At 65.0% G+C, this 13344-nt stretch carries 3 protein-coding genes; all 3 read left to right on the forward strand.

The window, feature by feature from the left end; translation table 11 throughout:
• Nucleotides 1–441: 441 nt before the first annotated feature.
• The 3 genes from PseuLF5_RS17245 to mnmH all read left to right on the forward strand — a co-directional run bounded on the left by PseuLF5_RS17245 (nt 442) and on the right by mnmH (nt 13326).
• Nucleotides 442–10968, forward strand: coding sequence for an autotransporter-associated beta strand repeat-containing protein (locus PseuLF5_RS17245; RefSeq protein ID WP_340134122.1), 10527 nt, complete (start codon nt 442–444; stop codon nt 10966–10968).
• A gap of 217 nt (nt 10969–11185) precedes the next feature.
• Nucleotides 11186–12220 carry a selenide, water dikinase SelD gene (gene selD, locus PseuLF5_RS17250; RefSeq protein ID WP_123462230.1) on the forward strand — a complete coding sequence of 345 codons (1035 nt, stop codon included), beginning with the start codon at nt 11186–11188 and terminating at the stop codon, nt 12218–12220.
• Nucleotides 12220–13326, forward strand: a complete 1107-nt coding sequence (mnmH, locus tag PseuLF5_RS17255; protein WP_123462231.1) for a tRNA 2-selenouridine(34) synthase MnmH — start codon at nt 12220–12222, stop codon at nt 13324–13326. The genes selD and mnmH overlap by 1 nt, the downstream gene beginning before the upstream one ends.
• Nucleotides 13327–13344 lie beyond the last annotated feature (18 nt).

Genomic DNA, 13344 nt, shown 5'->3' on the forward strand with positions numbered 1-13344 from the left:
GCGGATCGAGGCCCGGGTTCTGCGGGCCTGTATGGTTTTGTTACGAAAAAGCCGTTACAGGCAGGTCGCAAACGTTTGCACAAGGCGTACCAAGTCTCCCGGCCACACCGCGTTCCCCTTGTAGGCTTGGGCCTGCTCGCAATGGCGGCGTATCAGACAAAATCGAGTGATCTGACACGACGCCATCGCGAGCAGGCTCACTCCTGCAGGGTTCGTTGGGCGATCAGAGCTAGTGTTTGCTGGCCGAAACCCGCGGTTTAGAAGGCCCTAGTATTAAAGTATTAACACCATTTAATCCGTGCTCCATCGCGGGGCGTCTACTAGCGTTGTCCCCAATCAGCGGTTTTGTGATGACCGTCGCAGTCTTGATTCGCGTGTGGAATAAGCGCGGCTTTGCACGCTTTCAAGGAAGAAATTGGCCACGACAAGGAGTAGTTGCCCGTGGAAGCAAGGTTCGGTGTCGCCCTCGTTTCGCGTTTTTCCCCTCTTTCTCTTGCTGTGCACCTGAGCGTTGCCGGGTTGTTATTTGGCGGTGTCAGCGCACCTGCATTGGCCACCTGCTCCACGGCCGGTTCCACCGTGACTTGTAGCGGTGTGCCGACTCTGCCGCTATTTCTCAACAACTTTTCCAGCGCCACCAGTGGCCTGACGGTCAACGTCAACTCCAGCGCGCAAATGAACGCGACCCTCGGCGGCCATGTGATGGACCTGACCGGGGTCAACATCACTCTGAACAACTCCGGCACGATCGACCCGGCGCTGCTCGGTCTGGTCTCGGTGTTGAGCGGCGGTGCCTTCATCGGCTCAGGCGCAACCAGCACGGTCAGCGTGCTCAACAACGCCAGCGGGATCATCCGCGGCACCGGCATGTTGCTCGGGCTTAACCTGACCAGCATCGACGGCCTGGGCATCGCGGTGAACAACGCCTCAGCCGGCACCACTACCATCACCAACAACGGCACCATCACCTCGACCGGGCTCTCGATCGGCGGCATCACCCTGGCCGACACCCCGGTGGTCGGCGTGTATGGCGGTTCGCAGGTCAACATGACCAACAGCAGCACCGGTACCATCAACGGCCGGATCGCCTTCGAGACCTCGGCGGCGGGCAACACCTTCACCAACGCCGGCGCCATCACCGGCGGCGTGTCGATGGGCGCGAGCAGTACCAACACCTTCACGGCGATCACCGGCTCGTCGGTCAGTGTCGGTGACGGCGTGCAAATCAGCGTCGGCCTCGGCGGACTGATCGGCATCAACCTGACTTTCGCCCCGACCGGGACCGTCGATGGTGGCGCGGGCGGCACCAACAGCCTGATCCTGCAGAACCCGATCGGCGTCGGCGGCGGCACAACCGGCGTCGGCACGGCGTCGAGCGCCAACTACGTCAACTTCAACAACCTGACCATCAACAGCGGCACCTGGACCTTGCAGGGGCCACTGGTCAGCGGAGCGACCACGCTCAATGGCGGTGTCGCCCAGTTCAACAACAACGCCACGTTCGGCAGCGGTGTCCTCACCTCCAATGGCGGGATCCTGCAGGCCAGCAATGCCGGCTTGAACGTCAGCAACCTGATCTCCCTCGGCGCCGGGGGCGTGACTGTGCAAGGCACCAACGCCACCACCCTGAGCGGCGTGATCTCCGGCAGCGGCGGTCTGACCAAAGTCGGTTCCGGGCAACTGAGCCTCAGCGCCGCCAACACCTACCTGGGCAACACCACGCTCAACGGCGGCACCGTGCAGTTGGGCAACAACCTGGCGCTGAGCACCGGCACCCTCAACGTCACCGGCGCGACAACCTTGAGCGCGCCCGGCACGATCAATCTGAACAACGCCATCAGCCTCGGCGGCACATTGACGACCAGCGGCACCGGCGCATTGACGCTCGGCGGCCTGATCACCGGCAGCAGCGGCCTGACCAAGACCGGCACTGGCAGCCTGACCCTCAGCGGCGCCAACAGCGGTTACAGCGGCACTACCACCCTGAGCGCCGGCAGCCTGCTGGTGACCAACAACGACGCGCTGGGCAGTGGCGCGCTGAACACCGCCGCCGGCACAAACCTGGACAGCACCGCCAACGTCACCCTGGCCAACAACATCGCGATGACCGGCGCACTCAACGTGCTCGGCAGCAACGCCCTGACCCTCGGCGGCGTGTTGAGCGGCACTGGCGGCATCACCAAATCCGGCAGCGCCAGCCTGACTCTGAGCGGCAACAACACCAACGCCGGCAACACGCTCCTCAACGCCGGCAGCCTGTTCGTCGGCAGCAACACTGCGCTGGGCACTGGCGCGTTGAACGCGGCCGCAGGCACTACGCTGGATGCCACCACGGCGGTGACTCTGGCCAATGCCGTCGCGCTGGCGGCGGATTTGACCATCGGCGGCACGCAGGCATTGGGCCTGAGCGGCGTCGTCAGTGGCGCCGGCAACCTGATCAAGAACGGCACCGCGAGCCTGACCCTCAGCGGCAACAACACCTTCGTCGGCGGCACTGCGCTGAATGCCGGCACGCTGATTGTCGGCTCCAACACCGCGCTGGGCACCGGTGCATTGACCACTGCGGCGGGCACCACCCTCGATACCAGCACCGCGGTGGCGCTGACCAACGCGATCAACCTCGGCGGCAATCTGGACATCGGCGGCAGCGCCAATCTGACCCTCAGCGGCGTCGTCAGCGGCGGTGGCGGACTGACCAAACGCGGGTTCACCAACCTGGTGCTCAACGGCGCCAACACCTTTACCGGCGGCACCACGCTGGCGGCCGGCACCCTCACCGCAGGCAACGCTGCGGCGCTGGGCACTGGCGCCTTGTCGGTCACCGATACGGCAACGCTTGACAGCAACACCGCCGTCAACCTGAACAACACCATCAACCTCAACAGCAGTGCCCTGACCATCGGTGGCAGCAGTGGCCTGACCCTGTCCGGTTTGGTCAACGGTGCCGGTCAGTTGATCAAAAATGGCACGGCCAACCTGACCCTCAGCGGCGCCAACACGTTCAGCGGCGGCACCACGCTGAACGCCGGCAGCCTGACCGTCGGCGACGGCGCGGCACTCGGTACCGGCGCACTGACCGTGGCCGGGGCGGGCACCCTCAACAGCAGTTCGGCGGTGACGTTGAACAATGCGATCACCCTCAACGCCAACCTCACCGCTGGTGGCGCCAACGCGCTGACCCTCGGCGGGGTCATCAGTGGCAGCAACGGCCTGATCAAGAACGGCGCGTCGAGCCTGACCCTCAACGGCAACAACACCTACACCGGCACCACGGCGCTGACCGCCGGTTCGCTGATCGTCGGTTCCAGCACTGCGCTGGGGACGGGCGCTCTGAACGCCTCGAACGGCACCACGCTGGATGCCGGCACGGCGGCGACGCTGGTCAACAACGTCAACCTCGGCGGCACCCTGACCGTCGGCGGCAGCAATGCGCTGACCCTCGGCGGTGTGGTCGCGGGCATCGGTGGCCTGATCAAGAACGGCGCGGCCGACCTGACCCTCAACGGCGCCAACACCTATTTCGGCAACACCGCGCTGAATGCCGGCACACTGATTGTCGGCGCTAACGGCGCGCTGGGCGCCGGTTCGTTGAACGCGGCGGCCAACACCACGCTGGACGCCAACACGGTGGTCAGCCTGAACAACGCGGTGAGCCTGGCCGGCGCGCTGAACGTCGGCGGCACGGCCGACCTGACCCTGACCGGTCTGGTCAGCGGCGCTGGCAGTCTGGTGAAAAACGGCACGGCCAACCTGATTCTCAACGCGGCCAACAACTACCTCGGCGGCACCACGCTGAATGCCGGTACCGTGACTGTCGGCAACAGTTCGGCGTTGGGTTCCGGGGCCCTGACCGTGGCTGGCGCGGCGACGCTGGACAGCAATTCGCCGCTGGTCAGCCTCAACAACAACGTCGCCCTGAATGCCGCGCTGACCGTGGGCGGTACGCAGAATCTGACCCTCGGTGGCATCACCAGCGGCACCGGCCCATTGATCAAGAACGGCGCGGCCAACCTGACGCTCAACGGCAACAACACCTTCAGCGGCGGCACCACGCTCAACGCCGGCACCCTGACCCTGGGCAATGCCAACGGTCTGGGCAGCGGCGGTTTGACCGTCGGCGGTGCGGCGACCCTCGACAACAGCGCCTCGTTCGGCATCGGCAACGCGATCACCCTGAATGCCGGACTGACCGTGGCAGGCAACAACGACCTGGCCCTCAACGGCATCATCGACGGCGCCGGCAGCCTGACCAAAAACGGTCTGTCTGACTTGACGCTGGCCGGCAGCAACACCTTCAGCGGTGCACTGAATATCGTCTCCGGCAGCGTCACCACCCTCAACAGCGGGGCACTGGGCAATACCTCTGGCGTGAACATCAGCGCCGGCGCCAGCCTGAATCTGGGCAGCGATGCCAGCCTCGGTGCGCTGACCGGCAGCGGCAGTGTGCAACTGACCGGCAGCAACACCTTGACCGTCGGTGGCGGCAACCTCACCAGCACGTTTGATGGTGATCTCAGCGGCAGCGGTGGCCTGACCAAAATCGGCACCGGCACGTTGAATCTCACTGGAATCAACGGCGTCACCGGCAACACCGCGATCAATGGCGGCACCGTGAACCTCAGCGGTTCGCTGGCCAGCGCGCAACTCAACGTCAATACCGGCGGCACCCTGACCGGTACCGGCTCGGCGCTCGGCGCGGTGAACATCAACAACGGCGGGCATCTGGCGCTGTCGTCGGGCAACACCTTGTCGGCGAGTGCGCTGACCCTCGGGGCCGGCAGCAACGTCGATGTGGCGCTGGGTACACCGTCGACCGCCTCGCTGATGAACATCGGTGGCAACCTGACCCTCGACGGCAATCTCAACGTCACCGATGCCGGTGGGTTCGGCGTCGGCGTGTATCGCCTGTTCAACTACACCGGCAGCCTGAGCAACCTCGGTCTGGACGTGGCCAGCGTGCCGGTCGGTTATGCGCTGGGCGATCTGGTGGTGCAAACCGGGGTGGCCAATCAGATCAACATTCAAGTGTCGGCACCCAACAGCAACATCCGTTACTGGGACGGCAGCCAGACCATCGCCAACGGCCTGGTCGACGGTGGCAGCGGCACTTGGAACGCGGTCGGCACCAACTGGACCGATGCCAACGGGCTGGTCAACCAACCGTGGGCCAGTGACTTCGCGGTATTCCAGGGCACCGCCGGTACGGTGACGGTGAATGGCACGCAATCGTTCACCGGACTGCAGTTCATCACGGATGGCTACAACCTGGTCAACGGCGCGGCAGGGCAACTGACCGCCGTCAACGGCACCGGCGGGACTACGGCGGTGCGCGTCGATCCGGGCGTGACCGCCACTGTCGGCGTCAATATTGATGGCAGCGGCATCCTCAACAAACTCGATGCCGGCACCCTGGTACTCAATGGCGCCAACACTTACAGCGGTGGCACGCAACTGGACGGCGGCAAGATCATCGTCGGCAGCAACACCGCGCTGGGCAGCGGTACGCTGACCGCCAACGCCGGCACCCAACTGGACAGCAACACGGCCGTGACCCTCGGCAATGCCGCGACGCTCAACGGCAACCTGACCGTGGTCGGCAGCAATGCACTGGCGCTCAACGGGGTGATTGGCGGCACTGGCGGATTGATCAAAAACGGCGCGGCCAACCTGACCCTCGGCGGCAACAACGCCTTTCTTGGCCCGGTAGCGTTGAACGCCGGCGGGTTGATTCTGGCGTCGAACTCGGCACTGGGCTCTGGCACGCTGAACGCCGCCGCGGGCACCAGCCTCGATGCGAGCACTGCGGTTTCGCTGAACAACGCGGTCAACCTCGCCGGCAACCTGGGCATCGGCGGCACGGCGGACCTGACGCTGGCGGGTACGGTCAACGGCGCCGGCAGCCTGAGCAAGAACGGTGCGGCCAACCTGACCCTGAGTGGCAATAACAACTTCCTTGGCGGCATCGCGCTGAACGCCGGTACCCTGACTGCCGGCAGCAACTCGGCGCTGGGGCTGGGCAACCTGAGCGTGGCGGGCGCCTCGGCGCTCGACAGCAGTAGCGCCGTGAGTCTGGGCAACAACGTGGTGCTCAACGCCAACCTGAGCAACACCGGCAGCAACAACTTGAGCCTCGCTGGCGTGGTCAGCGGTGCGGGCGGGCTGATCAAGAACGGCGCGTCGAACCTGACGCTCAACGGCATCAACACTTACACCGGTGGCACCACGCTGAACGCCGGTACGCTGACCCTCGGCACAGGTGCTGCGCTCGGCAGCGGCGCACTGACCGTGGCCGGCGCCTCGAGCCTCGACAGCAGCGCGCCGCTGGTGCTGGCGAACAACGTCAACCTCAATGCCAACCTGAGCCTGGCCGGCAACAACAACCTGACCCTCGGCGGCGTGATTGCCGGGGCGGGCACCCTGACCAAGAACGGTCTGGCCGACGTGACCCTGTCCGGCAACAACACCTTCAGCGGCATTTTCGATGTGCTGTCCGGCAGCCTTACCACCCTCAGCGCCAATGCCCTGGGCAACAACGCTTCGGTCAATCTGGCTGGCGGCGCGGCACTCAACCTCGGCGCTTCGGGCAGTCTCGCCAGCCTCACCGGCAGCGGCACGGCGCTGGTCGGCACCGGCAACACCTTGAGCCTTGGCGGCAACAACGTCAGCAGCACCTTCGCCGGTGTCCTCAGCGGCGACGGCGGGCTGAGCAAGCTTGGCACTGGCACGCTGACCCTCAGCGGCATCAGCGACCTGACCGGCGACACCAACGTCAACGCCGGCACCTTGCAGGTCAACGGTTCGCTGGCCAGCGGCAACGTGCTGGTCAACAACGGTGGCACCCTCGGCGGCAGCGGCACCTTGACCGGTGCGGTGACGGTAGCCGATGGCGGGCATCTGGCGGGCGCGACCGGCAGCACCTTGTCGGTGAATTCGCTGATGTTCAGCGGCAACTCGAACTTCGACGTCGGCCTCGGCGCTCCGGTCGGCGGTGGCGGCACTGCGCTGGTCAACGTCGGCGGCAACCTGACCCTGGACGGCACCCTCAACGTCAGCGACATCGGCGGTTTTGGCAGCGGCGTGTATCGCCTGATCAACTACACCGGTGGCCTGACCGACAACGGCCTGCTGATCGGTACGGTGCCGGGCAGCGTCACCCCCGGTGACCTGACTCTGCAGACCGCGCTGGCCAACCAGATCAACCTGCTGGTCACTGCGCCGGGCGTCACCGTGCAGTTCTGGGACGGCAACCAACTGGTGGCCAACGGCTCGGTGGAGGGCGGCAGCGGCACCTGGGGTTCCGGCACCACCAACTGGACTGACGTCAACGGCACCACCAATCAGGCCTGGACCAATAACTTCGCGGTATTCCAGGGCACGGCGGGCACGGTGACGGTCAACGGCGCGCAAACCATCACCGGCATGCAGTTCGTCACCGACGGCTACAGCCTGCAGAACGGCACGGCGGGTTCGCTGAACCTGGTCAACGGCTCGATGGGCAATGCTTCGGTGCGCGTCGATCCGAACGCCACCGCAACCCTCGGCGTGGCGCTCAACGGCACCGGCACCCTCGGCAAATACGACAGCGGCACGCTGGTGCTCAACGCCGCCAACGGCTACACCGGCGGTACTGCGCTGAATGGCGGCAAGATCGTTGTCGGCAACAACGCCGCGCTCGGCACGGGTGTGCTGACCGCAGCGGACGGCACCGCACTGGACAGCAATGCGGCGATCAGCCTCGCCAACAACGTGCTGCTCAATGGCGGCCTGACCGTCGCCGGCAGCAACGCCTTGACCCTCGACGGTGTCGTCAGCGGTGCCGGCAGCCTGATCAAGTCCGGCACGTCGAGCCTGACCGTCAACGGCAGCAACACCTACAGCGGCGGCACGCAACTGGCTGGCGGCACGCTGGTGCTGGGCAACAACAGCGCAATCAGCAGCGGCGCCCTGAGCGTGACCGGCAACGGCACCCTCGACAGCAGCTCGGCGCTGCAACTGGCCAACGCGGTCAACCTCGGTGCGCAACTGACCCTGGCCGGCAACCAGAACACCACGCTGCTCGGCGCCATCACCGGCACCGGCAGCCTGGTGAAAAACGGCAGCGGCGACTTGCTGCTCAGCGGTGCCAACACCTACAGCGGCGGCACCACGCTGAACGGCGGCAGCACCACTGGCGACACCAGCAGCCTGCAAGGCGCGATCGTCAACAACGCGGCGCTGACCTTCGCGCAGAACGCCGACGGCAGCTACACCGGCAACCTCACCGGCAGCGGTACGCTGAACAAAACCGGCACTGGCCAGTTGCTGCTCAGCGGCAACAACACCTTCACCGGCGACACCTCGGTGCAGGCCGGCAACCTGATCGTCAACGGTGTGCTCAACAGCGCCAACGTCAACGTCGCCAGCGGCGCGAAAGTCGGCGGCAGCGGGCAACTGGGCGGTAACGTGCAACTGGCCAGCGGCGCAACGCTGACCGGTGGTGGTACCGCCACGCCGTTGTCGATCGGCGCGCTGGCGTTGTCCTCGGGCAGCAATCTGGACTTCAGCCTTGGCTCGGCCAGCAGTTCGACCACCGTGGTCAACGTCGCCGGCAACCTGACCCTCGACGGCACGCTGAACATCAGCAACGCTGGCGGTTTCGGCACTGGGGTCTACCAACTCTTCAGCTACGGCGGTAGCCTGACCGACAACGGCCTGATCTACGGCAGCCTGCCGGTGTCGGCGGCCAACCTGACCCTGCAAACGGCGATTGCCAATCAGGTCAACCTGCTGGTGCAGGGCACGCCGGGTGAAGTGCAGTTCTGGAACGGCGGCACCACCAACCCTGACGGCAGCATCGGCGGCGGCAGTGGCGTGTGGGGCCCGGCGACCAACTGGACCGATCCGAGCGGCACGCAAGCGTTGGCTGCCAACGGTCAGTTCGCCGTATTCGGCGGGCAGGGCGGCACGGTCACAGTGCAGGGCAATCAGAACTTCACCGGCCTGCAGTTCCTCGTCGGTGGCTACAGCCTGGTTCCGAATGCCGGCGATACACTGACTCCGGTCAACGGCCCCGGCGGCACGCCAGCGCCGATCCGGGTAAATGCCGGCGGCAGTGCCGAAATCGACGTGCCGCTGATCGGCACCGGCGGCATCGAAAAACTCGACGCCGGCACATTGCTGCTGAGCGCTGCCAACACCTACAGCGGTGGTACCACGGTCAGTGGCGGTACGCTGGTCGGTAACACCACCAGCTTGCAAGGCAACATCACCAACAACGCCTCACTGGTGTTCCTGCAGAACACCGATGGCCGGTTCAATGGCGCCATCAAGGGCGCCGGAGCGCTGGCCAAACGTGGCGCCGGCACCTTGTTGTTGACCGGTGATCAACCGTTCACTGGCACGGTTGCGGTCGATCAGGGCGTGCTGCAAGTCGGCAACCGTGCGGCCCGGGCCTCGCTGGGCGGACAGGTCACTGTCGCCAACGGTGCGGGCTTGAGCGGCAACGGCAGCGTTGGCTCGGTGGTCAACCACGGTGTAGTGGCTTCCGGTGGCGCCGACGGCACCTTGAGTGTGGCCGGTAACCTGAGCAACGCGGCGGATGGTGTCTTGGCGTTGACGGTCAGTTCGCCGACCGCCACGCCGCTGGCGGTGGGGGGCACGGCCGCCCTCGGTGGCGGGCTGGTGGTCAACAGCCTCGCGCCGTTCACCGGTAACACCAGATACTCACTGATCACCGCAGGTGGCGGCGTGACCGGCACCTTCAGTACAGCCGATCTGCCGCAGTATGCGTTCCTCGACAGCTCGCTGATCTATGGTGCCGACTCGGTCACCCTGGCCGTCAGCCGCAACGGCAACTCGTTCGCCGACGTCGCCGCCACGGGTAACCAGCGCGCCACCGCCACGGCACTCACCCTTAACGGCCCGGCGGGGGCGGCCCTGCAGAATCAGATCGTCAACCTCAGCGTGGCCGGTGCGCGTAACGCGTTCGACAGTCTGTCCGGGGAAATCCACGCCAGCACGGCCAGCGCCATGCTTGAGGATTCGCGCTTCATCCGTGAGGCGGTCAATGACCGCATGCGCCAGCCGTCGTGCAGCGCCTCGGACGATCCACGCCGGACGCTGGCACCGAGCGACACCCAGCTGAGCAGCAACGGCTGTCACGGGGAAATGGTCGGCTGGATTCGGGCCATCGGTGCCTGGGGGGACATGGGCGGCGACAGCAACACGGCGAAAGTCGATCGCAACCTTGGCGGTTTCATGCTCGGCACCGACAAGGCGCTGGACGACACCTGGCGTGCCGGGATGGCCGCCGGTTACACCCGCAGCAACCTCAACGCGCATGATCGCAACTCCGATGCCAAGGTCGACAGCTACCACCTGGCCGGCTATCTGAACTCGCAGTTCGATGCCTTGGCCGTGCGCCTCGGCGCGGCATACAGCTGGCACAGCATCGAGAGCAAACGCGATGTCAGCGTCGGCAGCTACAACGACCGCCTGAAGGCGGATTACGACGCGCGCAGCGCACAGGTGTTCGGTGAAGTGGGGTACGCGATCAGCGCGGCGGGAGTGGCCATCGAGCCGTTCGCCGGGCTGGCCTACGTCAACTACGACAGCGATACCGCCAGGGAAAAAGGCGGAGTGGGGCGCCTGAAGGCCGACGCCGATCAGGACATCACCTACTCGACCCTCGGGGTGCGCGTCGGCAGACTGGTGACCCTGGCCAACGGCAGCCAGTTGACGCCCCGCGCAGCCATCGGCTGGCGCCATGCGTACGGCGACACCAAGCCTGACGCCGACCTGAGCTTCATCGACGGCGGCGCCTCGTTCAGCACCCAGGGCGTGCCGATCGCCAAGGACAGCGCCTTGCTCGAAGCCGGCATCGACTTCCAGGTCACCCCGACCGGCAAGCTGGGTATCGGCTACTCGGGCCAGGTGTCGAGCGACAACAACGACAGCGCCTTCAATATCAGCTTCAGTCAAAGCTTCTGATTCAGGTTTAGGGTCGAAGCACTTTCAGCCGCCCGCGAGGGCGGTTTTTTTTTGCTGGGCACAATGGCGAGGTTGTTTGGGGCCGGCCTTGGGTTTGCGGGGAGCGGCCGATAGCTGTTGCGAGCGAGCTTGCGAAGAGGCCCTGTCATCCAGCGCAAAAATCTGCCCGCCCGCGCTCTGCTAGAATCCGCCCCATCCATTGCCAGAGACTCCCCTGATGAGCGAGCCGATTCGTCTGACCCAATACAGCCACGGCGCCGGTTGCGGCTGCAAGATTTCCCCGCAGGTGCTGGAGGTGATTCTGGCCGGCAGCGGGGCGCAGAACCTCGATCCGAAACTGTGGGTGGGCAATGCCTCGCGCGATGATGCGGCCGTGTACGAGATTGATGCCGAGCGCGGTGTGGTGTCGACCACGGACTTCTTTATGCCGATCGTCGACGACCCGTTCGATTTCGGCCGCATCGCGGCGACCAATGCAATCAGCGACATCTACGCGATGGGCGGTGATCCGTTGATGGCGATTGCGATCCTCGGTTGGCCGGTCAATGTGCTGGCCCCGGAAGTGGCGCGTGAAGTGATTCGTGGCGGCCGTGCGGTGTGCGACGCAGCGGGCATTCCGCTGGCGGGCGGGCATTCGATTGATGCGCCGGAGCCGATCTTCGGCCTCGCCGTCACCGGTCTGGTGGAAAAGCGTCATATGAAACGCAACGACACCGCCACCGCCGGTTGCCTGCTGTACCTGACCAAACCCCTGGGCATCGGCATCCTTACCACCGCCGAGAAAAAGGGCAAGTTGCGTCCTGGCGATGTTGGCGTGGCCCGCGACTGGATGTGCACGCTGAACAAACCCGGCAGCCGCTTCGGCAAACTCGCCGGCGTGACGGCGATGACCGATGTCACCGGTTTCGGCCTGCTCGGCCACCTGGTGGAAATGGCCGACGGTAGCCAGCTTACCGCACGCATCGCCTACGACCGCGTGCCGCGTCTGGACAGCGTTGAGTATTACCTCGATCAGGGCTGCGTCCCCGGCGGTACGTTGCGCAACTTCGACAGCTATTCAAGCAAGGTCGGCCGCGTGCAGGAACTGCACAAACGGCTGTTGTGCGACCCGCAAACCAGCGGCGGTCTGTTGATTGCCGTCACGCCTGAGGGCAATAACGAGTTCCTCGCCGTCGCCGCCGAACTGGGCCTGAACCTTGAGCCAATCGGCGAACTGGTTGAGCGACAGACGAACGCAGTCGAGGTGATTTGATGCACCGCGATTGCACCGACTACCGTGACATTTTCCTCAACGACCGGCCGCTGATGGACGCCCGCGCGCCAGTCGAGTTTCACAAGGGCGCGTTCCCCGGCGTGATCAATCTGCCGCTGATGAATGACATCGAGCGGCAGAAGATCGGCACCTGTTACAAGCAGCATGGGCAGCAGGCTGCTATCGAACTGGGCCATCAACTGGTGTCCGGCGCGGTCAAGGCCGAGCGTATTCAAGCCTGGGCCGATTTTGCCCGGGCCCACCCCGATGGTCTTATCTATTGTTTTCGAGGCGGTTTGCGTTCGCAGATCACCCAACAGTGGCTGCACGACGAGGCCGGCATCGACTATCCGCGTGTCGGCGGTGGCTACAAGGCAATGCGCACCTTCCTGATCGACACCCTGGAGCAGGCCATCGATCAATGTGATTTCGTTTTGCTCGGCGGCATGACCGGCACCGGCAAGACCGAAGTGCTGGTGCAACTGCGCAATGGTCTGGACCTTGAGGGGCACGCCAACCATCGCGGTTCAAGCTTTGGCAAACGGGCTACCGGGCAGCCGTCGAACATTGATTTCGAGAACCGTCTGGCCATCGACATCCTCAAGAAACGCGACGCCGGGATCGAGCAGTTCGTGCTCGAGGACGAGAGCCGGGTGGTCGGCAGTTGCGCCTTGCCGCTGCCGTTGTATCAGGGCATGCAGCAGTACCCGATGGTCTGGCTCGAGGACCGTTTTGAACATCGCGTAGAGCGGATCCTGCGCGATTACGTGGTGGACCTGTCCGCGGAGTTTGCCACGGTGCATGGCGAGGACGGTTTTTTGCTGTTTTCCGAGCGGTTGCTCGACAGCCTGAACAACGTGCAGAAGCGCCTGGGTGGCGAGCGGCATCGGCGGATGTTGATGCTGATGGAAGACGCGCTGGCCGAGCAGGGGCGTAGCGGGGCGGTGGATTTGCATCGCGGCTGGATCGAAGGCTTGCTGCGTGAGTATTACGACCCGATGTATGTATTTCAGCGCGAGAAGAAGGGCGGGCGGATCGAGTTTGCCGGGGAGCGCGGGGCGGTGCTTGAGTATCTTCGCGAGCGCTTGAATCAGAAAGATTCATAGCGTTTTTGCCGGCCGCAT

The organism is Pseudomonas sp. LF-5, assembly GCF_037626295.1.
Classification (GTDB): domain Bacteria; phylum Pseudomonadota; class Gammaproteobacteria; order Pseudomonadales; family Pseudomonadaceae; genus Aquipseudomonas; species Aquipseudomonas monsensis.